Genomic DNA, 26560 nt, shown 5'->3' on the forward strand with positions numbered 1-26560 from the left:
TTAATTTTTATTCACACTTCTTTTAATAATTTCTTCAACAACTTGCCATCCACGTTTTGTGAGATATAGGAATTTTAATGGTTTAACAGATTGATAGTATAGAAGCGACATATCTAATAACTTATCAACTTGTCGCTCAGCCGTTTTCCTATGAATATTCGTTTTAGTTTGATCATAGGAATATGTACGACCTCTTTCATTGACCCTTGTTCTACGTTCAACTCTTACATTTTTTACAATATCATTAATTGTGACTCCTCTGGTAATACCTTCATCTTTTCGTTGTTGTTGTTCGGTCTTACCTATGTATGCACAAACTTTCCTAGCTGTTTCATCCGACGAAACAATGTCTGAAAATAATGAAACTAATTCTTGAGGCAAGGTAACGTCTTTATACTTTTGATGAAGTTCATTATTCAAAAGATTACCTCCAATTTCTTCATTTTCTATATATTACCTCAAACTAGACTCTTATACAAGAGTCTAACTTAAGAGTCTAATATTTTTTAAACAATTATATTTAATAAGAAACCTTTTATTTTTAAGGGTTTACATTTAGAGTCTATACATAGAGTCTCATTCGTAAATACAACGTACTTTGCATTCCAATCAAAAACAAATACTAAGTATTTTAGCAAGTTTAAGCTAAAAAATGGGAAATACAATGTAAAATCCAGTGAATTTAAAAGTAATTTTTAGGGAGAACATTAATATAGACTCTGTTTTTAGAGTCTATACCTAAAACCGTGTTATATATACATTTAACACTTATTTCTCAAAATACACATTTTACAGACTCTGTAGATAGAGTCTGTAATTAGAGTCTTATATAAGAGACTATAAAACTTGCTACAGATGCAGCTTGTCCTCCAAAAAACATATTAAACAATCCTATAATCACACGACAAACTAATAATCGAACTTTTACTCCTATGATAAAAAGAGAAACTCCTAATCCTGCAGTATGATAACGGAAATTCATTAACCGTTATATTGTTGGGATGCTATAAATTCTCATAATGATTTATCTTGATTCATCATGATCAAAAACTAAAGAGGATTATTAATCATTCTTACTACTCCAGAGGGAGATTATAATCCGACGTGAAAAAAGATTTATCCCAGGGTCGTGTGGTCCCTAGGTCTACTTTTTATTTAAAATATGGGGAGAAGGGAGGGAGTTCACCTTTTAATATACAAAAGTATAGTTTTGAAATATGAATAAAATAAGAGTGAATTATACAACTTTGGAACTGTCTGCTTGTTAAGTTTTTTTGTTAAAATGAATTAGAAAGAGGAAGAGACAAAGCGGAAGAGGGGGTCTTCCTTTTTGCCTCTTCCGTGATAAGGAAGACCTATTTGTTTATACACCAATGGTTTAGAGCCGATTTGTAATCTTGACTATTGTGTAATACCAATATATATTTTTTGGGTATAAAGTTTAACCAATTAGAAATTCAACAAACTTTATTTTACTCATAAAAATAACTTAGTTTTTAATAATTGAACATTAATTTTAATCAATATTTATTAATATTTATACATTCTTGTTAATAAAACTTACTGCTCATGATTACCAGAAAACAGATATGATTTTTTAAAAATTATTCTATAATCAAACTAAATTTATTATCAAGAGGTTTACCCTTGGATAAAGTAATACTCTACCTTAACAGAGTATTACTTTATCCAAGGTTTTTATTTTTACAAGGAGGTTAAAAATGTTAATCGCAGGTATTGAAAGAAAACTAATTGAATGTGGCTAATATGGGAAAGTAACCAAATCAACTATTAGCTCAAGATTAAAGATCTGAACCTGACATAAGTTGTTCTAAACGTTACGAAGGGCTGCATTTCCTAATCTCTTTGCCTTTTCTTTTGCCGAGGCGCCAGAACAACTTTTACATAATGAACCAAACATTTCAGTCGGCTCTCTTTCACTTACTTAAAACAGCCTAAGAGGGTCGAATACTCTTTAACACGATTTATAACAAAAATGACCATTACATGATTTCAAGAAAGAATGTCGGGGGTACCAAACGCCGGTTATATTACCGTGCGGTGACTTTCGATATTATTACATTTTCAGTTGAAAAAATTATTATTAATATTTTCTTAGATTGCAACCATCTTTCAGTTAATGTATTTTCTATTCGAGACTGGTCTAAAACTCGGGAAACTGTATTGTTGATAATCTGATCAACTGTTTTGGGTTTATTGTAAAATGCTGGAGTCGATGGTGGAATGACAACCTCTGCACGAAGAAAAGGTTCAAAAGATTAAGCTTTAAACAGTTAAATATTTGAAAATAAAAGGGAATGGTTAGCGAAAGATAACATCCCCTTAATTTTTTCACCATTATTTTTAGATATAATTCTTCTTTTAAAGGGGGGACAGCAGGGTAAGGAAGTGACCAACGTATAACAGGTTTTTAATTTCTATTATCAGGCGATTAATATCCCAATATTAATGCAACTCCTATAGGAATTTCATATGGTGTTTCCAGCTACATTAGTAGATGTAGTTATGATTACTGGACATTTATAGTGGTATAGCTTTAGCACCTTAACTATGAAACATATTATTTGAAAAGGAGTTTTAACATTTAAAAAATTTCTAATATGAATATTTACAATTAACTGATAATTTGCTATTGTCTAATAAAGAATTATTTAATTCTTTATTTATTTTTTTTGAATGATTAAATCCTTTTTGAGGGAGAATTGGCATGAGTATAGAGGAACTACTTAGAGAAAAATATGGAGCACTATCAAAAGGACAGAAAAAAGTTGCGGATTACTTACTTAAAGATGTGGTTAGTTTTAGTATGTCAACTGCTTCGCAGATTGCAAAACAAACAGAGGTTAGTGAAACAACTGTTATTCGATTGTCATATGCATTAGACTTTGACAGTTTTTCGCAAATGCAAAAGTCAATCCAAAAGGAGTTTTTATCAAAGAAAGATTATTCGGAGAATGTCAATGAGGAAATTGGTAAAGAGCAAGGGTTCATTGATAATTTGATTGAAGAAGAAATTGAAATACTTAGATCATTAAAAAACAAATTAGACATGGACCAATATTGGATAGCAATCGATGAAATAATGAGTGCAGATTCTATTGTTATTGTAGGTTATCGAGCATCTTATGCTGCGGCACATTGGTTATATTTAAAATTAAACATGCTGAGGAAAAATGTAAACATATTATCATCTGAAAATAGCTATCCTGAGGATCTATTAATTGAACAAAATCAAAAAGTGGTATACATATTTATTTCTTTTCCAAGATACGTTGCTAAAAGTTTGGACATAGCTGAAACCGTGAAGAAACAGGGCGCAAAAATAATAACAATTACGGATCACTTATTATCACCTGTTTCTCGTATCTCCGATATAAGTTTCACAACTCAGATAAATGCTAATTCGGAAAACTTCATCCCCATTAGTTCTGTCTTGAGTTTACTAAATATTATTACAACCGGTATCGAATTAAAATATGAAAAGGATGTGATGAAGCGGGTTACAGTCATTGAAAATATGTATAACGAAAAGGAATTCTTTCTTGAATAATGAAAGGAGTGAGTTTACCAAAATCAGATAAATACATTTCATCTAACAATCGAAATCGCAAAGAACATAAAAGATTCAACAAAGAAAGAGGGATTGAATATATGCAAGCAATTACAACTAATAGTGCACCAAAGGCAATTGGACCTTATTCTCAAGCAGTTAAAGTAGGAGATTTTTTGTTTTTGTCAGGTCAAATCCCAATTAACCCTGATAATAATCTTATCGAAACAGTAGATATCAAAGAACAAACAAGGCAGGTAATGAAGAATATTGGAGCAATTTTAGAAAGCGAAGGTCTTGGTTTCGATAATATTTGTAAAACAACTATTTTCGTGAAGGATTTAGGTGAATTTTCTGCAATCAATGAAGAATACGCTTCCTTTTTTAAGGAACACCATCCTGCCAGATCTACTATCGAAGTTAGTCGGCTTCCAAAGGATGTATTAATCGAAATTGAGTCAATCGCATCCTACAGTATTGAATAGTTTACTAGTTTCACAAATTACTATTTTAAAAAGGGGGCAATACTTATGAGAAAAAAGGGACTTTTAAAAGTAGGGTTTATTTTGTTATTGTCAATATCTTTATTAATAGGTTGTAGTCAAAATAATACCTCTACTTCTGAAAAAGGGACCACTGATTCAACCGCCACTGGAGGGACAATAAAATTAGCTTGGAACTCACAACCACCTACTCTCGATACCCACACAACCAACACGAATGTAGTCCGAGATATCGCAAGGCAAATTTTTGAAAACCTAGTTACTTTTAACGAAAATTATGAAATTGTACCAATGCTAGCAGAGTCATTTGAAGAAAGTGAAGACAGAAAAAAGATTACATTTAAATTAAGACAGGGAGTTCTTTTCCATAATGGAAAGGAAATGAAAGCAGAGGATGTCGTAGCATCAATGACTAAGTGGCAGCAAAACGGTACTGCAAAAGCTGAGTTAGGAAATTCCACATGGGAAGCCATAGACGATTATACAGTTGTCTTAAATGTTGAAAATCCTTCATTATCTGTGATGTACAGACTAGCAGATGTTACACAAACAGCCTCAATTATGCCTAAAGAAGTAATCGATGGGGCTGATGCAACAGGGGTAAAAGAATTTATTGGAACGGGTCCTTTTAAAGTTGACGAGTGGAAACATGATTCCTATCTAAAATTAGCTAAGTTTGAAGATTACAAACCATTAGATAAAGCAACTAGTGGTTTAGGTGGTAAAAAAGAGGCATTAGTAGATGAGTTAATAATCTATTTTGTGCCTGACAATTCTACACGCGTAAATGGGGTAATTAGTGGTGAATATGACTATGCTTTCGAGTTACCATTTGACAGCATTGAACAACTTCGAAATTCACCGAATGTTGAAATTGATGTTTGGCCGTATGGATTTGAAACACTCGTTTTCAATAAAAAGGGAATTTTTGAAGATATCAAGTTAAGACAAGCAGTAAATCATGCAATTAATAATGATGAGTTATTATCATTAGCATTTACAGATCAAGAGTTCTATAGTCTTGAGCCAGCTTTTATGCGTCCTGAACAAAAGCATTGGTATACAAAAGCAGGAGAGGGAAATTACAACGTAGAGGATATAGAGAAAGCGAAAGAGTTGTTAAAAGAAGCTGGCTATAACGGTGAGGAAGTTACCATATTGACTAGCAGTGATTATAAATACCATTATGATGCTGCTGTGATTGCACAACAATCCTTAGAAAAAATCGGTATGAAGGTTAAGCTTGATGTTACAGATTGGGCGACACTACTAGATCGCAGACAGCAACCTGAGCAATGGGATATTTTCTTTACACAGTTTACTACAGTAGCAACACCTTTAGCATATCCATTCTTAGATTCAAAAGTAGGATATCCAGGTTGGACAAATAGCCCTGAAATTGACGGTCTACTTAATGAAATAAGAAACGCACCAACACAAGAAGAAGCTACAGCAAAATTTGAGGAATTACAAGAAATTATTTGGCAAGAACTCCCAGTAATTAACATTGGGATGACAAACTTTATCTCAAGCTATTCCAATAAGGTCAAGGGGTATTCTGAATTTATGGGTCCAATTTTCTGGAATACAAGCATTGAGGAGTGATTGAAGAAATAACTAAATGGTAAAAAAACTAAGTTTAGTACTCCTCTTTATAGAGTCATATTCTAGGGGAGTACTAAACAAGTAGTGAAAGGTGGAGAACCATTGAAGGCTTATATACTTCAAAGAATTTTATCTCTAATTCCAGTCCTTTTTGTTGTTGCTGTCGTTGTGTTTTTTATAATTCATTTAACCCCTGGCGATCCAGCTGCCGTTATACTTGGACCTGACGCTTCAGTTGAGGAAGTAAATAACTTGAGAGAAGAGATGGGATTAAATCTACCAATCTATGAACAATTTATTATCTGGATTTCAAAGATTGTCCAAGGTGATTTGGGATGGTCGATTTATATGGATAAGCCGGTGTTACATGCTTTTCTTGAAAATTTAGTACCGACTCTTTCTCTAGCAATTTTAGCACAAGTAATCGCAATCTTAATATCGATTCCTGCAGGTATTATCTCTGCCACTAAACGGGGTACGTTCGTGGACCAAAGTTTTATGATGATATCACTATTAGGAATATCTATTCCAAACTTTCTTTTAGCTCTTTTATTAGTATTGTTGTTTTCGGTTAATCTTGCCCTTCTGCCTGTCGCAGGCTTTCAACCTTTTAGTGAAGGATTATGGTTACATATTAAATACTTGATTTTACCGGCGTTCTCTCTTGGAGCTATTCAAGCTGCACTTATTGCAAGGGTTACACGTTCTTCCATGTTGGATGTATTAAATGCCAATTATATAAAGACGGCACATTCCAAGGGAGTAAAAAAGAAGATTGTAATTTATAAACATGCTTTGAAAAATGCATTTATTCCAATTTTAACGGTAATTGGTCAAACCTTCGGCCAATTAATTGCTGGTGCCGTTGTAATTGAAACGGTATTTAATATTCCTGGGATTGGACAATTAATTATCAATGCAATTATGAGAAGGGATTTTGAGGTAATACAAGGGGCTATTTTACTTATAGCACTATCCTATGTCCTAATTAATCTAATTGTGGATCTTTTGTACGGTGTATTCGATCCGAGAGTTCGTCTGAACAGAAAATAATGAATTAGAAGGGAGGATGTTTATGGAGGCAAAACCCGCTTTTGAAAATGGCACGTTAATATCTAAACAACAAAAATATAATAAAGAACAACGAAGTCTATTATTCAAACGGATTCTATCAAATCGATTAATGATGTTTGGTAGTATTATTCTAATATTCCTGACTATTGTTGCTATATTTGCTCCGTTGATTGCAATTAAAGATCCATTGGAAATAAGTGCTTCTGCTCGGCTACAAGCCCCTACATCAGAACACTTCTTTGGAACAGATAATTTAGGGAGAGATTTATTTAGCAGGGTAATTTATGGTACACAGGCTTCTATGACAGTAGGATTATCGGTCGCTTTTATATCTGGAATTTTCGGCATGATCATTGGGCTTTATTCTGCTTATAATCGTGTTTTAGACCATGTATTAATGCGGATTTGTGATGGACTGATGGCCTTCCCAGCTATTCTCCTAGCCATTGCAATCATGGCTGCATTAGGACCCAAAACCATAAATGTTATTGCCGCGTTAAGCTTTGTTATGATTCCAACAGTTGCACGTGTGATTCGTTCAACGGCCCTTGTCATAAAAGAGCAAACCTACATTGAGGCCCTAAAGTCACAAGGAGCCAGTTCATTTAGAATCATCTGGTTTCATATTGCGCCAAACACCCTATCACAATTGATTATTCAACTTACATACGTGTTTGCCATCTCTATTATTATTGAGGCGAGTTTGAGTTTTTTAGGTGTTGGAATTCCCGCACCAGACCCGAGTTGGGGAAATATTATTTATGAAGGAAAATCTGTAATCTATAATGCGTGGTGGATGACTGTTTTTCCAGGAGTTTTCATTATTTTAGCAGTACTAGCTTTGAATTTATTCGGGGATGGTCTGAGAGACTTATTAGATCCTCATGCAAAAAAATAACCATAATCAAGAGGAGAGGAGGATTACATTTGAGCAAGGAACCATTATTACTTTTAAATAAACTTAGAACACAGTTTTCTACTGAAAAGGGTACAGTCACTGCTGTCGACGATGTAACTTTTCATGTTAATTCCGGAGAAATGGTTGGGCTTGTTGGTGAATCAGGATGTGGAAAAAGTGTTACATCTGAATCTATATTGAAGCTTTTGAACGAAAGGACCACCACGTATGAAGGGGAAATACTTTATAAAGGGGAAAATTTATTAAAGTATTCAGATGACAAAATGAGAAAAATCCGTGGAAATGAAATATCGATGATATTTCAAGATCCTATGAGTTCTTTAAATCCCGTTTTTACAATAGGAAATCAAATTGCAGAAGCAATAATGATTCACCAGAAAGTAGGGAAAAAAGAAGCGTATAACAGGGCTGTTGAGATATTAAGTTTAACAGGTATCCCATCTCCAGAAAAACGAGTCCATGAGTACCCACATGAACTATCAGGTGGTATGAGGCAACGCGCTATGATTGCATTAGCGTTATCTTGTAAACCACAGCTTCTCATAGCTGATGAGCCAACAACAGCCCTTGACGTAACCATCCAAGCTCAAATTTTAGACCTAATTCAGAATCTCAGAAAAGAATTGAATATGGGTGTCATATTAATCACGCATGATTTGGGAGTAGTTGCTGAGGTTTGCACCCGTGTCATTGTAATGTATTTAGGTCAAATCATTGAAGAGGCTGAGGTGAAAACAATATTTAAACAACCTCTTCATCCTTATACGAAGGGATTAATAAAGTCTGTGCCAAAATTGGATGGAGATCGTTCAAAGAAACTAAATGTAATAAAAGGAGTTGTTCCTTCTCTACAGGATGTCCCCAAAGGATGTCGTTTTGCCCCAAGATGTGAATTTGCAACTGAGATATGTTATAGCAAATTCCCAGATTTAACAGAAGTAGGTAATGGACAAAAGGTCAGATGCTGGAATTACGAAACAATATTGAAGGAGGATGGAGATAATGCAATCTACGTATAGCGAAACAATTGATAACAATCCTCTTTTAGAAGTAAAGGGCTTAAAAAAGTATTTTCCCATTACCTCAAATCTAGGGAAAGTTCAGGGATATGTGCAAGCTGTTAACAATGTTGAATTTACATTACACCAAAATGAAACATTAGGTTTAGTTGGGGAGTCAGGCTGTGGCAAAAGTACAACAGGGCGTACTATTTTACGTCTGACGGAGCCAACAGCGGGTCAGGCCATATATAAGGGCAGAGACATCTTTCAACTGAAACCAAAAGAATTTCATTTAATGCGCAGTAAAATGCAAATGGTCTTTCAGGATCCGCATAGTTCTATAAATCCCAAACAAAGGATAGGACGCGCGATTGAGGAACCTATGAAAATCCACAAATTATATAACCAAAAGGAACGAACCGAAAGAGCAATGGAGTTGTTATATAAAGTCGGATTAAGAGAAGACCAGTATTATAAATATCCTCATGAATTCTCGGGGGGACAGCGTCAAAGAATTGGTATCGCAAGAGCTTTGGCATTAAACCCTGAAATCCTAATTTGTGATGAGCCTGTTTCTGCATTAGATGTATCCATTCAGTCTCAAGTTATTAATTTATTGGAAGAATTACAAGAGCAATATAATCTATCCTATATTTTTATTGCGCATGATTTAAGTGTAGTCAGGCACATATCTGACCAAATTGGAGTTATGTATTTGGGAGAGTTGGTAGAGTTGTCCTCAACTGATGAATTATTCTCTAGCCCTCTCCACCCATATACGAAGGCCTTATTATCTTCTATCCCTGTTCCTAATCCAGAGTTTAAGCGTGAACGAATTATTTTAAAAGGAGATATCCCATCGCCTATCAACCCGCCTTCAGGCTGTAAATTTCACACTCGGTGTCCCTATGCGATGGATAGATGTAAAAGTGAAATGCCAATATTGAAAAAGGTTGATAATAACCATTCTGTTGCTTGCCATTTGTATGAATAAGACAAAATGTATTTAATCAAATTAGAGGGAGTGTCTAGATGTTAAATAGATTATTTTCAAGACTAGAAGAAATCTATCCTGAATTGGTAGAATTTCGAAGGGATTTACATATGAACCCAGAGCTCTCATTTGAAGAGGTTAAAACTCCTCAAAAGATAGCAGATTTTTTAATTAGTCTTGGAATTGAAGTTCGTACTCAAGTAGGTGGAAGAGGAGTTGTAGGGAAACTAGTAGGTGGAAAGCCTGGTAAAACAATTGCTTTCCGTGCTGACTTCGACGCGCTCCCAATACAAGATGAGAAAGAAGTAGAATACAAGTCCCAAATTCCAGGAGTTATGCATGCATGTGGTCATGATATACATACAGCTAGCTTACTAGGTGTTGCGAAAATTTTAAGTGAAGTAAGAGATTCCATTAATGGAACTGTTATATTTATTCATCAGTTTGCAGAAGAACAAATTCCTGGAGGGGCAAAATCGATGATTGAGGATGGCTGCTTGGATGGTGTTGATGCTATCTATGGTGTACATGTTTGGTCATCCCTACCTGTTGGAACTATTGGAATTATTGAAGGAAATGCCATGGCAGCTGGGGATAAATTTGAAATCGAGATCAGAGGTAAGGGTGGACATGGTGCGAAGCCACAGGCTACTATTGATGCTTTAGTTGTGGGCGCGCAAGTAGTCAGCAATCTTCAAAATATCGTTAGTAGAAGGATTGACCCAAATAAATCTGCCGTTGTCACAGTCGGAACTTTCCGTTCTGGCGATGCGTTCAATGTAATAGCAAATAGGGCAAATCTATCCGGAACAGTTAGAACCTTTGATGAAGATGTTAGAAATGACATTGAAAAATATATCACTCAAATAGCAAAAACGACATCTGCAGGAGCAGGAGCAGATGCGATTGTCAATTATGAACGTGGATACCCTTCATTATACAATCACCCGGAACATCTTGAAAAAGCTAAAAATATAGCAATCAATCTAGTTGGTAATGAAAATGTTAAATATCCCCCACGATCTATGGGTATGGAAGACTTCGCATATTACCTTAAAGTAGTCCCAGGTGCATTTGTCTTTATTGGCGGTGGAAATAGTGATATTGGAGCTGATTATCCTCAACATCATCCAAAGTTTGATGTAGATGAGCGTTCAATTTTAACGAGCGCTAAATTCTTCTTATCCATTCTAATGGAAAATAAGTAAACAAGTTTCTAATGAATTACACTTTAGGTGAAAAATTTAGAGATATGAAGACTAAGGAGGACTTATGCGGTTACCTAATAAAACAGCTATTATTACAGGTGCAGGTAATGGAATTGGGAGAGCAACAGCGCTTTTATTTGCAAAGGAGGGCGCAAATGTTGTAATTACCGATATTAATGAAGAAACGGGGCTAAACACTCTTAAGGAGATAGAAGAACTCGGGGGTAATGCACGATATATTAAGCATAACATTGGTTTAGAAAGTGAATGGGTAAATGTTGTTGAAACAACAGTAAACACCTTTGGGCAAATTGATATTCTTTTTAATAATGCTGGTATGTTTCTAATCAAACCCTTAGTTGATACAACACTTGAAGAGTGGGATCGACTGATGAGCATTAATGTTGCTGGAACATTTCTTGGGTTGAAACATGTAATACCTATCATGATGAAACAAAAGAGTGGTTCGATTATAAATAATTCCTCGACAGCTGGTTTGGCAGGGTCTATGGGAGTATCATTATATGGAACTAGTAAAGGTGCAATTAGGAGTTTAACAAAACATGCTTCAATTGAATATGCAGCGTACAATATCAGGGCTAACTCCATTTACCCTGGGTTTATTGATACAGATATGATGAAATATAGAGGAGAAGTTGATAAAACCGATGAACAGCAGCAGTCATTAGGGGTTCCATTAGGAAGAATTGGGACACCAGAGGAGGTTGCAGAAACTGTATTATTTCTGGCATCTGATTCGTCTAGTTATACCACAGGGGCCGAGTTTGTAATAGATGGTGGGCGGTCAGTAGGTAGAACTCAAAATAAAGGTGGACGCTATGAATAAAGGAACAATTTGTCTAACATTTGACTTTGATGCTATTTCATTGTGGCTTCAACGTAATATGAATACAATGACTTCCATTTCACGTGGGGAGTTTGGTGCTGTTGCTGTTCCGAGAATCCTTCATATGTTAGCTAAAAGAAATATAAAATGTACCTGGTTTATACCAGGACACACAATCGATAATTATCCAGAAATATGCAATATGATTTTGAAGAATGGACATGAGATAGCTTTACATGGGTATGCCCATGAAAATTTTAACGTTTTAAGTGACGAAGAAGAGTGGGGAATTTTCGAAAAGTCCATAGAATCAGTTAAATCACTAACTGGGGTCAAGCCAAAGGGATTTCGTTCTCCTGCTTGGGATGTTTCCTCACGTACAATCGCCAATTTAGAAAAACTTGGTATTTTTTACGATAGTAGCCAAATGGGAAATGACTACTCTGTCTATTTTAGTAGAATTGGAGATGAACATTTTAAACAGAAAGCTTCAAGGTTTGGCAGAGAATCTAGGGTAGTTGAAATTCCAGTTTCTTGGTCACTAGATGACTATATTTATTTTGAATATCTAAAAACCGAAAACGCCCTATTTCCAGGGCTGAAAACACCTGCTGAGATGTTTACAAATTGGACAGGTGATGTCGAATACATGTTGCGGGATTTTAATAATGGGGTCCTAGTTGTTACTTGTCATCCACAGGTAATAGGAAGAGGACATAGACTATTAGGACTTGAACAATGGATAGATAGTCTAATGAATATGGGGTTAGAGTTTTCAAGAATGGACACCATCGCTGAATCATTTCTGAACGGTACCCAATACGGAAATTACAGACCCGAATAGTAGTGCAATACTTTATCCCTCACAAACCATCATATATTTGCAATACCATAATACATAAGGGATAGTTAGTAAATGCTAACTATCCCTTTTCAAATTAACATTCATATTATACGCTGGCTATACTACCTATCTTTGCTCTGAATATAGGGTTGGTGATAAGGTTTTAATTCTTCAATATTAGCTTTTTAATTTTTTTCTAAATAAAGTACTTCTTCTAATGGGGGACAGCCTAAAACAAACCATATTTTTAGGAAGTTCTCCAAGCTTGGTTGGTGATTATTTTTTAGAATCTCCGATAAATTTGATTTCGAAATACCAGTCTCTCTTTGAATGTTAGCTTGAGACATTTTCTTCTGTTTTCTTACCTCATTAAATCTATTTTTTAACGTAAAATCTCTTCCTGGATTGGCCAGATAACCCGCTATTGATTTCACATTTTTTGTTGCGTTATAGATAGTCAAATACTTATATAATCCCGCTTTAATTATGTCTTCTGCAGTTGTAAGGTTTCCCTCATTATATTCATATTTAGATTCTACGTTGAGATAATTCACCAATTGCTCGATTTCTTGTGAAGCTTCCTTATTGACAGTTATGGTATATGTTACTTTTTCCTCAATAGTCATACGTTTAAAACCTCCTAAATCCGTACAGAATGATTAACAAGCAGCGATAGAAAGGGGTTTTTACTGTGATGTGTTTTAAAAAATCTAATTCAGATAAGATCCGTGATGATATACGTGATGGCCGAAAACTCGGTTAATTAATATATATATTCTTTGAAACGAAATAGACTTCCTTCTTTTTGAGGGAAGTCTATTTTTTTGTTCGGAAAACAGGCCCGAAATTTAGGGCTGAATTATGGAATATTAGCAGATTGGCGCTCATATGAATGTATCGTAAAGGGAAAACAAAGGGGTAAATTTAAATGAATAAAATCAAAAGCATAAAATTTAATCTTGCAAATCCTGATGAACAGAAGTTGTTTGAATATGCTTCGAGCAAAGAAAATTTTTCAAAATTTATAAAAGGACTTATTGAAAAGGAAAGTAGACGTGAGAGTTTGCCCGTTTATCGAAGCAACAAAGAAGGAGTTATTCAAATTCGATTGTAGGGGGGAGTTAGGAATGGGTAATTTGAATCCTATGTTCTCAAAATCTGTTATTTTACAGTCTGAGAGGAAGAGAAAGAAAAGAAATGATGCTAAGACAGATATAAAGGTCTCAGTTTCATCAGAACAAAAAAAGGCACTGAGGATATTGGGATTTTGTGAAAGACTCAGTATTACTCAATATGCAAGTAGATTAGTAACCGAAGGTGTATCAAAGGATTACATTCAATTTGCGCCAAGGACTCATTATTCAAAGGACTTTGAATTTGTTCATGTGAAGTTGGAACAGCCAACTTATGAGAAACTTGTTCATTTATCTGTTGACTGGAATTGTAGTGTTCGTAAGGCTGCACACAGAGTTCTTATTAATATCCTAAAAGAACAAAGGGGGATTCAAGTATGAGTTTACCAAGAACATATAGCAGGCTCGATTTAATTCAAGAGGAATTGGCTAAACTACAGAATAAGAGTTTCTTAGATAGAGCGCTACAAATTCTATTGAGTACCAAGCATGTGTACCTAACAATACAATTACCTACTCAACTCATTGTAAGAGCAAATGTATTGTGTGAGGATATTACGATAATTGGTGAACTAGAGAAAAAGTTTCATCTTTCCGATTTAGGGAGTGTGTTGTTTTCCGACTTTCTAAATGTGGTAAGAAAAGAGGATAATTTCGATGCTTTGTATAAAAGATTACAAGTAAGGAATCAAAATAAAGTGGAGATCCACCAAAAAGAAGATACTTTTTATGAAGAATCCGATGATTTATCCAATGTGAGAATTAGATTGGAGAGAAGAGATGCATTGAGAGGGGAAGTTGTTCTTTCCGACCTGGCCAATTTGTATCCTACCCACACCTTTCAATTGGAATCATTATTAGAGCTAATCCTTGTAGATTTCTTAATTGAATATCAACGAGGAACAACTAAAAACGCGGTAAAGAATATTTTAGATAAAATTTAAAATTGTAAGGAAAGAGTTTTGCAATGGAAAACCAGTAAACTGATGTATATCGTTTTCCATTACCACGGATATGCGGGAAATTTTTAAATTATGTACCAAAAATTCCGACGGTATTACTCTAAAATATACAAGTTTTTATATCAAATGCTGTTAGTATTACGAGGTATTTTCCGAAATATTACCCGCATAAAATAAACCTCTCAGAATAAAGCATTAAAATTTACCGTTTCTTCTTTAAGCAGGTAAAAAAATATATATCTAGGTTATAGTCATACAACACGGTTAACCATCATATAACGTAGTAATACTCTTACTATGGAATGAGGTATCCTGTCATGATCATGAACCCACAGCTCCAATCTTATTACACTGATGAATTGAAAAAAACGACTGTAATGATAATCTCAGGTATGTTTACCCCATCATCTTTTGAATCTTTTGATTGTAAAATAACCTTGAAAAAGAAATTTTCTAGTAGCAAATGGGAAATGGAGGATATATGCATATTAAATATAAAACGAAATCAGTATGAGTCTATCCATTCTCTTTATAGCTACCTATTATTAGATAAAATCATGAACGAAGTTTTCGAAGCAATCTCTTTGGATTTAGGAGCTTAAAGAGGCAAATCTCCTTCTAAATCACTCAAATAAGTGATAAAATTTAATAAAAGACTGGAGGTGCTCGATTTTATGCTATTCACTGAGGACCAGAGAAAAGTTTTTACAGAACTTAAAGAAAATATGCTCGCAGCTACTTCTCCTGATGAAGTGAGATATTACTCCAATCAAATGCATGAACTACTTGATCAGATAGAAAAAGAAAGTCCCATCCCCAAAATGGCTATGTCTAAAGAGATTAAGAATGAATATCAAGAATTAATCGTGCATCTACAGAATGCAACTAGTAGTAAAGAAGTGCTATATTATGATAATAAAATACATGATTTATTAGATAAATTAGAACAAAAATAAATATCATGTAACAAACACTCTGAGAGTAGAGTGTTTGTTATTTTTACCAATTAATTATAGATTTCTTCTTGTTTTTGAATAATTTTACTTAAAAAAAGGAAACAAGTACTATTAAATGGAAAATATTTGAAGCTTGTTCTAAGCCAAACATTGATCCTATTAATATAATACAGCGTGACTTTGAGTAATTAATGGTTTATTTCAATAGTAATACACGTTATAATTAAGTTATAATGATTTTATTTTTGTTGTTTTGGCAACCTTTGATGTAGGTTAGCGGTGACTTAATAAACAATAGCGAACTTTGGTTTGATGTGAAGCACACATTAAGTATGTCTTTTTTAGACACCTTTTGTGCTATCAATCGTCCCAGAGTTCGTTTTTTTTTGTAAAAGCGAAAGGGGATGTTTATATTGTTAATTTCGTATGAGTAATTAGGAGTAAAGACTAGCATTGTTTCTATGGAAGATGCTTTTATTAATTCTACATTACTTTGAGAATTAAAAAACTTATCATTCGGGGGGATAATATGATTCAAGAGTTTTTAGATTATTTATTAAAGAAGAGGAAGACGAAAAAGTTATATCAAATTTTAGGAAAACCATTTGTGATCTTTCATACAATCATGACTGTAATAGTAGTCTCATTGTGTGCAACATGGATTTTTACTAAAAATGATACCACAGCAATCTTTATGTTTATTTCAACTTTAATACTATTTGGTGTTTTCTATTTAGTTGGAGACGAGAAAATCAAATTGAATAGTAAACTATCTGAAGTAAAATTGAAAGAGGATGTACGACATTGGCTAGGGAAAAAGGGATTTAATCACTCAAGCCAGTATAAAGAATTTGCTAGTATGGTAAAAGAATATGGGATGAAAAAAGAGATGAATCTTAGTTTGAATTTTAGTCTTTTTATTCCCATTTGGAGTTCAATAGTGGTTATGGGTCTTAGAGAGGATTTTACTACAATTAATTTATTTTTGACATATGCACTAGTGATAACCGTGATGGTTAGTGCTTTAGTGTTTTTAGTAAAGTCAATTATATTAGCGCTAATTAATGATAAAAATGATAGAATCGAAAGATACGTAGGAATTTTACAAGAGATAGCAATAGAAGAGTCAATTAGAGAGAATAAATAACATTTAAGGCTGTTAAGACAAAAGTTTTAACAGCCTAAATAATGTATGAGATTAGGAGGGATGTAAATGAGTGAACAAAAATTTTACCATAGTAGACTTTTAGATTTATCAAAAGTATTTGATGGTGCAATAGAGGTATTAAAGAGCAGTTACGTTGATGAGAAATATATTAACTGGTTTTTTTGGTTGTTAAATAGCCCGTTTAGAGATTTAGGTAAAATTAAATCCATTACAGTTGGTTTGCAAGGTGTATTTAGTTCAACCCTTGTATTAGCATTTATTCCTTTTTTAAGTGCTTCACTAGGCCCTAGTCTATTACTACCAACAGGAATAAACTTATCTCTATCTGTTGTAATTGGATATTTACTTGGTTATACCTTTTCATTAATTTTCTATTTCCCTATGTTACTCCAATTTAAAAGCGGTCATTTTCATACTGGGGCATATATGAAATTTAGAAGACAAGAGTATGACTTATTCAAAGCTGCCTTTTTAGATGAAAAAACTGATTTTTATTTCAAAGGTTTATACGATTATGTAGGCATTATCTTGAGTAACAGCAGTGAATTTGAAAAGGTATATACGATGATCGATAGTAAGTTAGATTCATATATGCGACTAGAAAAAAAACAACTAGAAGATAAGAATTTGCTATTGGAAGAAAAAATTAAACAAAAAGAAGAAATTTTTAAGAAAATGACGATAGAGTATGAAGACTTCATTAAAAGCTTAATTCAAAAAAGAGACGAGCTGTTAATCGGAGTTGACTATGTAATTGATCTTATTAAAGATATAAATACAATACTCTTCCGAATGAAGAACGAACTCTTTACAACGAAAGATTTAAATTTAGTTTCAGGTTTTACTTTGTATGAAAAACGTGGTGATGTACTACATTGTATAGAAGATGTAGGTACTACTGGGGCTACACCGAAACAGATTCCTATAAAATCTAGTGTATATAAGGATTGGGGATGCGTTAAGGTTATCAATGAAGATTTGAGCGACCCTGTAGTAAATGAACCTTACCAGAATCATGCAATAGTATCCTATAAAATGAGAATGGGACATAACAAAACTTGGGTTTATAACTTTCATTTTGATATTTCCGACGAGAAAGCATGGAAGTTATTACTAGAAAATAGTATAATAGAGTCAAGAGAAGTATTTAGACTAATTCATGCGTTATCTTTACTCTCACAGGAAATTCAAAATAAACAAAAGGGGGCGGCAAACTTATGAACATTTATACAAAGGGGAGAAGAGAAGGAATAGTCCAATTTAAATCCCAAAATGAGATTAGAGCCGACCACAAAAAAGAGACCCTAGAGGAATATAAACAACTTCAAGAACGATTAAATAAATTAAGAAAACAAAGTAATGAAATAGAAAAACAAAAAGCCTTAGTATAGTCCTAACGGACTGTATTAGGCTTTTTTTATTCAAAAAGATCCTTTCGTTTGTTCTTTAACTTCTCGAATTTATCCTTTATCTGTTTTGTTTCTTTTTGGATCTTCTTTTTCCTATCTTCAAATTTAATAGGCTTTGTTTTTGAACTCAATCTAATTATATTTCCCATGTTTTATATCAGCTCCTACTTTCTTTATTCCCAGTAAAAAAGGATATATTCATATCTATTAATGAAAAGGAAGATTTATTACTCTATCTACTTTTCTAGTGAATAGAAGTAGGATATAATTGTTTTAAATTAGTTTTTTTATCTTTTTATTGCAACCTAAGATTAGGTTAGCGGTTACTCAGCAAACAACAAGCAATCTTTGTGATTGATAGTAAGACATACTTTATGTATGCCTATTTACTATTATCCAAAGGTTGCTTTTTTTGTTTGCTCAAAATCTTTGAAGGTAGTGTTAAAGCAAATATACAAATTATTGGTGAATGGAAATTAAGCATTGGTAGTAAAGGATGAGTTTGTCCTTTATATAAAGGATAGGTTCATTCTTTTTTTATTACAATCAGAAAGGAATGTTTCTAAATGGGCGAAGTTAGAGTAATGACATTGGTTTATACAAGAGTTTTAACTGAAAAAGAACACAGTCGTATGAAGGAAGTGATTAGAAAGATTGTTTCTTCATTCCTACCATCTATTGATCAATCCCTTGTATCAATAAGGAAGGTAATAACTTTTACTATAAGCCTGGTATATAAAAACATCAACTATTACTAAACAAGCGTTTCAGTTACCTATAGAGCCTACAAAATCTTGGATTAAGTCTGAAAAAGAAATGATACGTTTTAAAGGCTGAGCGGGGACAGGTTTATTGAAAATAATCACTAGGGAGTAGTACCAGAACACCTTAAGTCAAAAACTAGCATTTCAAAATAGGATTCAAGCCATATTAAGTAAGAGCAGAAGTTTTTCATCGTAAAGGACCCTACCCCTAAACAGTTGTATAAACCTTTTAAAAATTATATAAAACGAGTCTAACCCTAAAAAGTTAGACTCGTTTTTTTATGTCAAAAAGTTTGCTTTTACAAACTCAACGACTTCTTCTGTTGTGCTCATTGAAAGAATCTTTTCTTTATAGTTTGCGATTTCTGCCTTAGAAAGATTTTTTATTTGAGTACGTGCAGGTAAAATGGAAGTTGCGCTCATACTAAATTCATCTAATCCTAGACCAAGAAGAATTGGTATTGCAATCGTGTCGCCGGCCATTTCTCCACACATACTTGCCCATTTACCTTCTTTATGAGCTGCTTCAATAACCATTGATACGAGGCGTAGTATAGAAGGAGAATATGGTTGATAAAGATACGACACACGTTCATTTAAACGGTCAGCAGCCATGGTATATTGAATCAAATCATTTGTTCCTATGCTAAAGAAGTCCACTTCTTTAGCAAATTGGTCAGCTAGTACGGCAGTGGACGGAATTTCAACCATGATTCCTATTTCAATTGAATCCGATACAGTAGTGCCGTTTGCAACAAGTTTTTCTTTTTCATCAAATAATATGGCTTTTGCTTGTCTAAACTCATCAAGCGTTGCAATCATTGGAAACATTATCTTTAGATTTCCATATGTGCTTGCACGAAGTAAAGCACGTAATTGAGTACGGAAAATATCCTGTTCCTCTAAGCAAAGACGAATCGCTCTAAAGCCTAAAAACGGATTAAGTTCTTTCGGAAGATTTAAATATGGAAGCTCTTTATCCCCACCAATATCTAATGTACGAACGACAACAGGCTTGCTTTCCATTTTTTCAAGAACCGTTTTATAGGATTTAAATTGTTCTTCCTCTGAAGGAAGCTGGTCACGCCCCATATATAGGAATTCTGTGCGATAGAGCCCAATCGCCTCTCCGCCATTATCTAGTACACCTTTTACATCCTCTGGTGTTCCGATATTAGCAGCAAGCTCTACATGCTGATCATCACTTGTAACGGTTTCTTCATTTTTCAATTTAGCCCATTCAGTTTTTTGCACTTCATATTGCTCTTTCTTTTGACGGTACTTAGCTAAAACTTCTTCTGAAGGATTTATAATTACACCACCATCAAGTCCATCAACAATGACCATCACACCATTTTCAATTTCAGAAGTAACTGCTTTTGTACCAACAACAGCTGGAATTTCCAAGGATCTAGCCATAATAGCGGAGTGTGAAGTACGGCCGCCAATATCTGTGGTAAAGCCCTTTACATACTTTCTATTCAATTGAGCTGTGTCTGAAGGAGTTAAATCCTCGGCAATAATAATCACTTCTTCTGAAATCATGCTTGGATTTGAAACGGTAACCCCTAATAAATGTGTTAAAACACGTTTTGTTACATCTCGAATATCGGATGCGCGCTCTGCTATATATTCGTTTTCCATTCCTTCAAACACTTTAATGAACATGGTTGCAACCTCCTGCAACGCAAATTCAGCATTTACATTTTCAGCTTTAATTTTATCTTTTATTGGATTAAGAAGCTCTGGGTCACTTAAAACTAGAAGATGGGCAGAAAAGATTGCTGCCTTGTCTTCTCCCAGTTCTTCATTTGCACGATTCTTGATCACTTCTAATTCTTCTTTTGATTGATGAACCGCTTCCTCAAAGCGTTTGATTTCAGCATCTTTATCACTGATTGTTTGTTTTTCAACAGTTAAATCAGGATGCTCCAAACGAAAACTTTTTGCGATTGCAATTCCCGCAGAAGCAGCTATTCCTTTAATGATATTTGACATTTATTCACCAAGTCCTTCTTTTGTCATAATTTCTGTAATGTTTGCGATAGCTTCTGCCTCATCATAACCTTGAACAATTATTTTTATACTAGCACCTTGTCCAAAGCCAAGAGACATGACACCCATGATTGATTATAAGTTTACTGATTTCCCGTTGTGTTCAATTTGCATATCTGAATTATGTTTACTAGCAGCCTGTACAAATAATATCGCTTGTCTTTCATGAATACCTGACTCACTTGAAATTTTAAAAGTTTTTTCTGCCATGTTCATTTCCCCTTATTATTTATTTGAATTAACTGTACTAGGTAAGATGGTTTACTTGAGTATTTATTCATTTTCGGTAGATATGTAAGGGAAGAGCAGCACGCTCTAATATAAAGTCACAAGAAATAAAGACATGAATAAGCCAGTAAAACAATAAAAACCAGGATGGAATCCTATTTCATAGCTTTTACTCTCTCTTGACTCATGCCCTTTATGTAGAAATATTTTTTTAAAATTGCTTCATAAGCTCGTGAATTTACAGCCTAACCTGTAGAGAATGACTTTCGCTTACAATCTTTATTATTTGAATGTGTGATTTTTTACAAACAAATAACACAAAAGATAGAGTGGCCATATTTCATCCGATATAATTAGTTGGCAGTGGATAATGAAAGTATTTATTTCAGCTTTAATTTAACTACGTTCTAGTAGTAATGGAGAAGAGAGCAATCTTTGGGGGAAATCAAAATTTGATGGTTATAGTATTTAACGATCCGAGAATGGTTTGTCATCCCTTTCTTTTTAACAATCGGCCTTTTAACGTAAAAAATCTAACCGTTACCTAGAAACGGTTAGATTCACAAGAGGAAGTTTAATTTTACTCGTATTTCTTTAAAACAATAGCTGCATTATGACCTCCGAAACCAAATGAGTTAGATAAACCCGTATTTAATTTCACTTGGCGAGCAGTAGAGGGTACATAATCAAGATCACATAATGGGTCAGGATTTTCTAAGTTAATGGTTGGAGGAATGATGTCCTCCTTTAGGCTCATCGCTAATGCAATTGCTTCTGCCCCGCCTGCTGCTCCAAGCATATGCCCAAGCATTGATTTGTTAGCTGTTACTGGAATCTGATAGGCTTGTTGGCCAAACAATTGCTTAATTGCCATACTTTCGGAGATGTCTCCCACTTTTGTACTTGTTGCATGGGCACTAATAACATTAATTTCTTCAGGCGATATGTTGGCATTTTTTAAAGCTGATCTCATTGCTAGATAGGCCCCTTTACCTTCCGGATGTGTAGCAACGATATGATGTGCATCTGAACTTGCCCCATAACCAATAACTTCTGCATAAATCTTTGCCTCTCTACGTAAAGCATGAGTTAAAGATTCTAAGATTAGAATTCCAGCTCCCTCTGACATCACAAATCCATCTCTTTTTTCATCAAACGGACGACTTGCTTTTGTAGGCTCATCGTTTCTAGTTGATAAAGCCGTTGCGTTACTAAAGCTTGCGATTGATAAGTCTGTTATCGCTGCCTCTGATCCACCTGCAAACATAACGTCGACTTCTCCATTATGAATGAGTCTAAAAGCTTCGCCAATCACTGTATTTCCAATGGCACATGCAGAAACAGGCGATAGTGATGGTCCCATTGCGTTCCACTTGATACTAATTTGCGCTGCGGCAGCATTAGCCATTATGGCAGGTACTAAAATTGGGCTAACTCTTCTTGGACCCTTCTTTCTAAGGACATCAACATTTTGTATTAAGGTTTCAATCCCCCCTATACCTGAACCAACATAGACACCTAGCCGTTCTTTATCAACACAATTCTGGCCAAGTCCAGAATCTACCCAAGCTTGCTCTGCCGCATCCAAAGCAAATTGCGCAAAACGATCCAAACTCCTTGCTTGCTTCCTTCCTACAGCCTTGTCTGCATCAAATTCTTTTACAATCCCTGCAATTTTCGTTTTATGTTCAGTCACATCAAAGGTGCTGATAGCTGAGATTCCAGATACACCATTTATCAAACTGTTCCAAAAGGTTTCGATGTCGTTCCCTATGGGAGAAATGATCCCCATTCCCGTAATCACAACTCTTTCCATATTCATCCCTCCACATTTAGATTTTATTATTACTTTACAATATATTTATCCTATTACAAGTGATAGTTTATCCTAGTATAATTACTACTAGATTATTGTCATGATGAGGAGCTTGCACAATGAATGAAAAAACCAGACTTGAATCTTTGTCCACATTTTTAAAAACAAAGCGTTCTCAAATTAAACCAGAATCAATTGGTTTGTCTGCAGGTACCCGGCGAAGGACACCAGGATTACGGCGGGAAGAGGTTGCACAAATAGCAGGTGTAAGTACGACTTGGTATACATGGCTAGAACAAGGGAGAGATATAAAAGTATCTTCAAGCGTCCTTGATTGTATTGCTACAGCTTTGCAATTAAATAATGATGAACGCGATTATTTATATAACCTCGCATTAGGGACTAAATCAGAGATGACCAATCCAGGGAATCTGCAAACAGCACTGAGTCCTTCTTTAAAAAGAATCCTTGCTGAGTTAACCTATTGTCCGACGATTATTACCGATCGGCATTGTCATATTGTAGGCTGGAACCTTGCTGCGGCTCTTGTTTTTTTAGATTTTAAACAAATCCCAGAAGATGAAAGAAATTTAATTCGTTTAGTGTTCGCGAGGAAAGAGTTTAAAGCATTGGCCGTTAATTGGGAACATTTTGCGAAAGGATTTCTAGCGATTTTTCGTACCTATTATGGGCACTATTTAGGAGATGAGTGGTACAACCAATTTATAGAGGAAATGAGTGATGCCCATCCTGAATTTCAGAATTTCTGGCAACAGAGTCAAGTAAGTAAAGCTCCAGAACTAATCATAGAATTCAGACATGCAAAAGCAGGTAAAATGTTGTTTAATTTAACCTCTCTTCAGGTTCAAGGTGATATGGATTTACGGTGCAGTGTCTATACACCAGTAGAGGAAACAGATACAGAAAATAAGCTAAAGCGATTAATGAATAGGGTTTCAATGAAGAACTAATTAAGTAATTTCCTTACACTAGAATAATGAACTAAATTATTTAACGAAGTAACTATTCCTTATAGGAAAAAAGAGCTAAGTTTACATTCCTTTTGACCACTTTTTCATTTTGCAGATGGCGTAAATTAAAAAATTAGCTAATTTGCAATCGGGTTTCTATTACGTTTTTCCAATATGGCGCCTTTTATAGTAGGAGGCGACCTTTTTACTTGATCCTAAACATAGGATTATGAATATTGGAACTTATACTGTCAAGGAGCGTTGATCCAAGAGGATAAACGTTTTTTTATGGAAATAATTAAACTAAATAATGATGTAGGATAGTGGATTATGATTTTATGGGAATATATTGGTTCCAGTTTTAGGTAAACCTATAATGGATTTCATTGCTGTATGATTTCATTATTCTAAAAGCATACTATACAAAGAATTTTGGTTTAATTTACAGTAAAGATGAAAAAGGGATGATGTAAAATGGAAAATATGCTTCCACCTGGCCAATTCGAAACAGAAAAATGGCCAATTTTGCACACAGGGGATGTTCCTGAGTTCAATGAAACCACATGGTATTTCAAACTTTTTGGTGAGGTGAAGAATGAAAAGTCCTTATCCTATAAGGAAATCATGGAACTTCCAAAGACCATATCAAGCGTTAATATGCATTGTGTTACCGCATGGTCTAAATTTGATACAACTTTTGAAGGAATTGCACTTAGAGAGTTATTGAAGTTTGTTGAAATTAATGAAGGCGTAGAGTACGTTAAAATTTACGGTTACTACAATGGGGACAGATTTGGTTATTCTGCAAACCTGCCGCTAGAACTTTTATTAGAGGACGATTCTTTGTTTGTATACCGTTGGAAGGATAAAAATCATGATTGGCATGATATAGATCCAAAACACGGATATCCACTAAGGTTTATTCCACCAGAAGTATTTTATCTATGGAAAGGCACAAAGTGGGTTTCTGGGATTGAGTTTATGATAGAAGACGAGGCTGGCTTTTGGGAAGAGCGTGGCTATTCCATGACAGCCAATCCATTTAAAGAGGAACGGTACCGTTAATACTGGCCAACTAAGAGATGGTAGAAAGCACCTGAAATTTTTGCTTCGAATAAAAAATTATGGCCATTTTTTTTAACAATTCAAATTAATGGAATGAACGATAAAAACGAGAACACAAAGAAAAGACCGAGTATCTATCTTTTATTGAGGTTCTCTTTTCATTGTTAGAAAAGGCTAATACAGAAGATGAAAAAAACCCCACATTTAGTTCACAAACGTGGCAATAATGTAAAAAGCGATACTTAAAGGATCGCTTTTTTTATTCGCTACAATAAAGTTCAGTTGAATAAGTTAAATGAGATAAAAGATACAGAAGTATTAAAAAGGTTAAGTAAGGCAAATTTGACAAACCATTTGTAGAAAGAGGATCTAAAATGAACTTTACTATTCGTATTTTCTTCAGGGAAAACTTTATTAATTCAATATTTGAAAGAGAGCTAAAAAAATCCTTAGAGGAAATTAGTGTATCAGTTATAAGTATTAATTTTAATCAAATTGAAGAAAAATATATACATAATAAAAGGAATATTATTGAGATTAATGTTGAAGTTATGGGAGACTATATCGATTACAGAACTGTTTTTGGTTGTGTATTTTTAGTGTTAGATGAACTTTCTTTAAAGTTATCTGGATTGGATATAAATGAACAATAAGATCTCCTACGTGCATCTGTATTTTCCGAGCTTTACCTAATTAAAAAATTTGTTTTCTTGGAGGTTATTATGAAAGAATTTATTATTACATATATAGACGAAAATCAAATGGGTGCTCCTACGAGGGAGATCCATGTTGCGGGCGAAGACTTTCAAACATGCTTTGAAGAGCATATTCAAAAATATCCAACCATGGTAGGTATTGTCCAGCAGTTGGATGTAGAGCACGAAACCATAAATTTTATCCGCACTACAAATATTCAAATTGAAAAAGTTACCGACGACATATTCGAGGAAGATGAGAAAAAAAGAGAAGTTTATGATGGATAGGAATTATAAATTTTTTATACAATTACTCTTTTAAAGTAGGGAAGTATGATATTCTCTACCTTTTTTTCCTAATGCCTTGCACATTATTTTAGATAAATTTCTGGACAGGTACTTTTCTGCTTCCTATTCTTCAAAGAAGTCTGACAATGAGTCTGAGCCCTTCATTTCAAGCAATAAAGAAACTATTTGAAAAAAAAGCAAAACTGTACAAACAATTCCAAATCTAACAATAAGATAGACGAAATAACAGGATTTTACTTTTGAATATTCTGATTTTAGGTGCCTGGACGAGTTTGAAGTCAAATAGTAACATATGCCCTCATGAAAAGACATCATGTTACTGTATTAATCCGCACTCCAGAAAAGATTCAAATAAATAGTGAAAATTTAACCATTATTCAAAGGAATGTTTTAAATAGTACGTGCAATGCATGGAATTGATTATAGTTATTAGTGCACTAAATACTGCTGGCACAATCACTCT

At 34.2% G+C, this 26560-nt stretch carries 27 protein-coding genes and 1 pseudogene; 23 read left to right on the top strand and 5 right to left on the bottom strand.

The genetic code is table 11. The features are described 5' to 3' along the window. Positions 1 to 420, bottom strand: a complete 420-nt coding sequence (locus tag AC6CHV_RS07865; protein WP_498078595.1) for a hypothetical protein — start codon at positions 418 to 420, stop codon at positions 1 to 3. A gap of 2308 nt (positions 421 to 2728) precedes the next feature. Here AC6CHV_RS07865 and AC6CHV_RS07870 point away from each other — a divergent pair. The 10 genes from AC6CHV_RS07870 to AC6CHV_RS07915 all read left to right on the top strand — a co-directional run bounded on the left by AC6CHV_RS07870 (position 2729) and on the right by AC6CHV_RS07915 (position 12566). Beyond that, positions 2729 to 3571 carry an SIS domain-containing protein gene (locus tag AC6CHV_RS07870; RefSeq protein WP_498078596.1) on the top strand — a complete coding sequence of 281 codons (843 nt, stop codon included), beginning with the start codon at positions 2729 to 2731 and terminating at the stop codon, positions 3569 to 3571. Between the two features lie 101 nt (positions 3572 to 3672). After that, positions 3673 to 4056, top strand: coding sequence for a Rid family detoxifying hydrolase (locus tag AC6CHV_RS07875; protein WP_498078738.1), 384 nt, complete (start codon positions 3673 to 3675; stop codon positions 4054 to 4056). Between the two features lie 45 nt (positions 4057 to 4101). Next, positions 4102 to 5679, top strand: a complete 1578-nt coding sequence (locus AC6CHV_RS07880) for an ABC transporter substrate-binding protein (protein WP_498078597.1) — start codon at positions 4102 to 4104, stop codon at positions 5677 to 5679. 102 nt (positions 5680 to 5781) lie between these two features. Continuing rightward, a complete protein-coding gene (locus AC6CHV_RS07885) occupies positions 5782 to 6732 on the top strand; it encodes an ABC transporter permease subunit (RefSeq protein WP_498078598.1) in 951 nt (316 codons plus the stop codon). Between the two features lie 22 nt (positions 6733 to 6754). Next, the gene (locus AC6CHV_RS07890; RefSeq protein ID WP_498078599.1) at positions 6755 to 7651 is read left to right on the top strand and encodes an ABC transporter permease subunit; all 897 of its coding nucleotides are present in this window, start codon (positions 6755 to 6757) and stop codon (positions 7649 to 7651) included. Positions 7652 to 7680: 29 nt separating this feature from the next. Next, the gene (locus tag AC6CHV_RS07895; protein WP_498078600.1) at positions 7681 to 8691 is read left to right on the top strand and encodes an oligopeptide/dipeptide ABC transporter ATP-binding protein; all 1011 of its coding nucleotides are present in this window, start codon (positions 7681 to 7683) and stop codon (positions 8689 to 8691) included. Next, positions 8675 to 9667: a dipeptide ABC transporter ATP-binding protein gene (locus AC6CHV_RS07900; protein WP_498078601.1), complete on the top strand. Its 993-nt coding sequence runs from the start codon at positions 8675 to 8677 to the stop codon at positions 9665 to 9667. The genes AC6CHV_RS07895 and AC6CHV_RS07900 overlap by 17 nt, the downstream gene beginning before the upstream one ends. A gap of 38 nt (positions 9668 to 9705) precedes the next feature. Further along, entirely contained in the window at positions 9706 to 10875 is a 1170-nt protein-coding gene (locus tag AC6CHV_RS07905; RefSeq protein WP_498078602.1) for an amidohydrolase, read from the top strand. A 64-nt stretch (positions 10876 to 10939) separates the two neighbouring features. Beyond that, entirely contained in the window at positions 10940 to 11722 is a 783-nt protein-coding gene (locus AC6CHV_RS07910) for a glucose 1-dehydrogenase (RefSeq protein ID WP_498078603.1), read from the top strand. Next, positions 11715 to 12566 (top strand): polysaccharide deacetylase family protein, encoded by an 852-nt coding sequence (locus AC6CHV_RS07915; RefSeq protein WP_498078604.1) that lies wholly within the window; start codon positions 11715 to 11717, stop codon positions 12564 to 12566. The genes AC6CHV_RS07910 and AC6CHV_RS07915 overlap by 8 nt, the downstream gene beginning before the upstream one ends. 185 nt (positions 12567 to 12751) lie before the next feature. Here the strand turns inward: AC6CHV_RS07915 and AC6CHV_RS07920 are convergent, their stop codons facing one another. Further along, positions 12752 to 13192: a helix-turn-helix domain-containing protein gene (locus tag AC6CHV_RS07920; RefSeq protein ID WP_498078605.1), complete on the bottom strand. Its 441-nt coding sequence runs from the start codon at positions 13190 to 13192 to the stop codon at positions 12752 to 12754. 302 nt (positions 13193 to 13494) lie between these two features. Between AC6CHV_RS07920 and AC6CHV_RS07925 the strand changes: the two genes are divergently transcribed. The 9 genes from AC6CHV_RS07925 (at position 13495) to AC6CHV_RS07965 (ending at position 18952) form a co-directional block, all read left to right on the top strand. Next, the gene (locus tag AC6CHV_RS07925) at positions 13495 to 13680 is read left to right on the top strand and encodes a hypothetical protein (RefSeq protein WP_498078606.1); all 186 of its coding nucleotides are present in this window, start codon (positions 13495 to 13497) and stop codon (positions 13678 to 13680) included. Between the two features lie 13 nt (positions 13681 to 13693). Further along, positions 13694 to 14080, top strand: a complete 387-nt coding sequence (locus AC6CHV_RS07930; RefSeq protein WP_498078607.1) for a hypothetical protein — start codon at positions 13694 to 13696, stop codon at positions 14078 to 14080. Then, entirely contained in the window at positions 14077 to 14643 is a 567-nt protein-coding gene (locus AC6CHV_RS07935) for a hypothetical protein (protein WP_498078608.1), read from the top strand. The genes AC6CHV_RS07930 and AC6CHV_RS07935 overlap by 4 nt, the downstream gene beginning before the upstream one ends. 335 nt (positions 14644 to 14978) lie before the next feature. Then, positions 14979 to 15263 carry a hypothetical protein gene (locus tag AC6CHV_RS07940; protein WP_498078609.1) on the top strand — a complete coding sequence of 95 codons (285 nt, stop codon included), beginning with the start codon at positions 14979 to 14981 and terminating at the stop codon, positions 15261 to 15263. A 72-nt stretch (positions 15264 to 15335) separates the two neighbouring features. Further along, the gene (locus AC6CHV_RS07945; RefSeq protein ID WP_498078610.1) at positions 15336 to 15617 is read left to right on the top strand and encodes a hypothetical protein; all 282 of its coding nucleotides are present in this window, start codon (positions 15336 to 15338) and stop codon (positions 15615 to 15617) included. Between the two features lie 529 nt (positions 15618 to 16146). Then, a complete protein-coding gene (locus AC6CHV_RS07950; protein ID WP_498078611.1) occupies positions 16147 to 16764 on the top strand; it encodes a hypothetical protein in 618 nt (205 codons plus the stop codon). A gap of 66 nt (positions 16765 to 16830) precedes the next feature. After that, positions 16831 to 18006 (top strand): hypothetical protein, encoded by a 1176-nt coding sequence (locus tag AC6CHV_RS07955; RefSeq protein WP_498078612.1) that lies wholly within the window; start codon positions 16831 to 16833, stop codon positions 18004 to 18006. Further along, the gene (locus AC6CHV_RS07960; RefSeq protein WP_498078613.1) at positions 18003 to 18176 is read left to right on the top strand and encodes a hypothetical protein; all 174 of its coding nucleotides are present in this window, start codon (positions 18003 to 18005) and stop codon (positions 18174 to 18176) included. Before AC6CHV_RS07955 ends, AC6CHV_RS07960 begins: the two co-directional genes overlap by 4 nt. Positions 18177 to 18760: 584 nt before the next feature. Next, complete coding sequence (locus AC6CHV_RS07965) at positions 18761 to 18952, top strand: hypothetical protein (RefSeq protein ID WP_498078614.1); 192 nt, start codon at positions 18761 to 18763, stop codon at positions 18950 to 18952. Between the two features lie 285 nt (positions 18953 to 19237). On the opposite strand, the gene ptsP is transcribed toward AC6CHV_RS07965, so the two are convergent. From ptsP to fabF, 3 genes and pseudogenes are all read right to left on the bottom strand, one after another. Beyond that, positions 19238 to 20956, bottom strand: a complete 1719-nt coding sequence (gene ptsP / locus AC6CHV_RS07970) for a phosphoenolpyruvate--protein phosphotransferase (protein ID WP_498078615.1) — start codon at positions 20954 to 20956, stop codon at positions 19238 to 19240. Continuing rightward, a pseudogene (locus AC6CHV_RS07975) lies at positions 20957 to 21223 on the bottom strand (phosphocarrier protein HPr). Positions 21224 to 21821: 598 nt separating this feature from the next. Then, positions 21822 to 23057, bottom strand: coding sequence for a beta-ketoacyl-ACP synthase II (gene fabF, locus AC6CHV_RS07980; protein ID WP_498078616.1), 1236 nt, complete (start codon positions 23055 to 23057; stop codon positions 21822 to 21824). Between the two features lie 119 nt (positions 23058 to 23176). Here fabF and AC6CHV_RS07985 point away from each other — a divergent pair, with 119 nt between their 5' ends. The 4 genes from AC6CHV_RS07985 (at position 23177) to AC6CHV_RS08000 (ending at position 26076) form a co-directional block, all read left to right on the top strand. Further along, positions 23177 to 24028: an MmyB family transcriptional regulator gene (locus tag AC6CHV_RS07985; RefSeq protein WP_498078617.1), complete on the top strand. Its 852-nt coding sequence runs from the start codon at positions 23177 to 23179 to the stop codon at positions 24026 to 24028. A gap of 474 nt (positions 24029 to 24502) precedes the next feature. Continuing rightward, positions 24503 to 25093 (top strand): molybdopterin-dependent oxidoreductase, encoded by a 591-nt coding sequence (locus tag AC6CHV_RS07990; RefSeq protein WP_498078618.1) that lies wholly within the window; start codon positions 24503 to 24505, stop codon positions 25091 to 25093. A 374-nt stretch (positions 25094 to 25467) separates the two neighbouring features. Next, on the top strand, positions 25468 to 25746 hold the full coding sequence (locus tag AC6CHV_RS07995) for a hypothetical protein (protein WP_498078619.1): 279 nt from the start codon (positions 25468 to 25470) through the stop codon (positions 25744 to 25746). Positions 25747 to 25815: 69 nt separating this feature from the next. Further along, positions 25816 to 26076, top strand: coding sequence for a hypothetical protein (locus AC6CHV_RS08000; RefSeq protein ID WP_498078620.1), 261 nt, complete (start codon positions 25816 to 25818; stop codon positions 26074 to 26076). Positions 26077 to 26560 lie beyond the last annotated feature (484 nt).

The organism is Ferdinandcohnia sp. GQ5, from assembly GCF_059759275.1.

Coding starts and splice junctions, on each gene's coding strand:
- AC6CHV_RS07870 (WP_498078596.1), top strand. CDS start 2,729: ATGAGTATAGAGGAACTACTTAGAGAAAAATATGGAGCACTATCAAAA.
- AC6CHV_RS07875 (WP_498078738.1), top strand. CDS start 3,673: ATGCAAGCAATTACAACTAATAGTGCACCAAAGGCAATTGGACCTTAT.
- AC6CHV_RS07880 (WP_498078597.1), top strand. CDS start 4,102: ATGAGAAAAAAGGGACTTTTAAAAGTAGGGTTTATTTTGTTATTGTCA.
- AC6CHV_RS07890 (WP_498078599.1), top strand. CDS start 6,755: ATGGAGGCAAAACCCGCTTTTGAAAATGGCACGTTAATATCTAAACAA.
- AC6CHV_RS07900 (WP_498078601.1), top strand. CDS start 8,675: ATGCAATCTACGTATAGCGAAACAATTGATAACAATCCTCTTTTAGAA.
- AC6CHV_RS07905 (WP_498078602.1), top strand. CDS start 9,706: ATGTTAAATAGATTATTTTCAAGACTAGAAGAAATCTATCCTGAATTG.
- AC6CHV_RS07910 (WP_498078603.1), top strand. CDS start 10,940: ATGCGGTTACCTAATAAAACAGCTATTATTACAGGTGCAGGTAATGGA.
- AC6CHV_RS07915 (WP_498078604.1), top strand. CDS start 11,715: ATGAATAAAGGAACAATTTGTCTAACATTTGACTTTGATGCTATTTCA.
- AC6CHV_RS07920 (WP_498078605.1), bottom strand. CDS start 13,192: ATGACTATTGAGGAAAAAGTAACATATACCATAACTGTCAATAAGGAA.
- AC6CHV_RS07925 (WP_498078606.1), top strand. CDS start 13,495: ATGAATAAAATCAAAAGCATAAAATTTAATCTTGCAAATCCTGATGAA.
- AC6CHV_RS07930 (WP_498078607.1), top strand. CDS start 13,694: ATGGGTAATTTGAATCCTATGTTCTCAAAATCTGTTATTTTACAGTCT.
- AC6CHV_RS07935 (WP_498078608.1), top strand. CDS start 14,077: ATGAGTTTACCAAGAACATATAGCAGGCTCGATTTAATTCAAGAGGAA.
- AC6CHV_RS07940 (WP_498078609.1), top strand. CDS start 14,979: ATGATCATGAACCCACAGCTCCAATCTTATTACACTGATGAATTGAAA.
- AC6CHV_RS07945 (WP_498078610.1), top strand. CDS start 15,336: ATGCTATTCACTGAGGACCAGAGAAAAGTTTTTACAGAACTTAAAGAA.
- AC6CHV_RS07950 (WP_498078611.1), top strand. CDS start 16,147: ATGATTCAAGAGTTTTTAGATTATTTATTAAAGAAGAGGAAGACGAAA.
- AC6CHV_RS07955 (WP_498078612.1), top strand. CDS start 16,831: ATGAGTGAACAAAAATTTTACCATAGTAGACTTTTAGATTTATCAAAA.
- AC6CHV_RS07960 (WP_498078613.1), top strand. CDS start 18,003: ATGAACATTTATACAAAGGGGAGAAGAGAAGGAATAGTCCAATTTAAA.
- AC6CHV_RS07965 (WP_498078614.1), top strand. CDS start 18,761: ATGGGCGAAGTTAGAGTAATGACATTGGTTTATACAAGAGTTTTAACT.
- ptsP (WP_498078615.1), bottom strand. CDS start 20,956: ATGTCAAATATCATTAAAGGAATAGCTGCTTCTGCGGGAATTGCAATC.
- fabF (WP_498078616.1), bottom strand. CDS start 23,057: ATGGAAAGAGTTGTGATTACGGGAATGGGGATCATTTCTCCCATAGGG.
- AC6CHV_RS07985 (WP_498078617.1), top strand. CDS start 23,177: ATGAATGAAAAAACCAGACTTGAATCTTTGTCCACATTTTTAAAAACA.
- AC6CHV_RS07990 (WP_498078618.1), top strand. CDS start 24,503: ATGGAAAATATGCTTCCACCTGGCCAATTCGAAACAGAAAAATGGCCA.
- AC6CHV_RS07995 (WP_498078619.1), top strand. CDS start 25,468: ATGAACTTTACTATTCGTATTTTCTTCAGGGAAAACTTTATTAATTCA.
- AC6CHV_RS08000 (WP_498078620.1), top strand. CDS start 25,816: ATGAAAGAATTTATTATTACATATATAGACGAAAATCAAATGGGTGCT.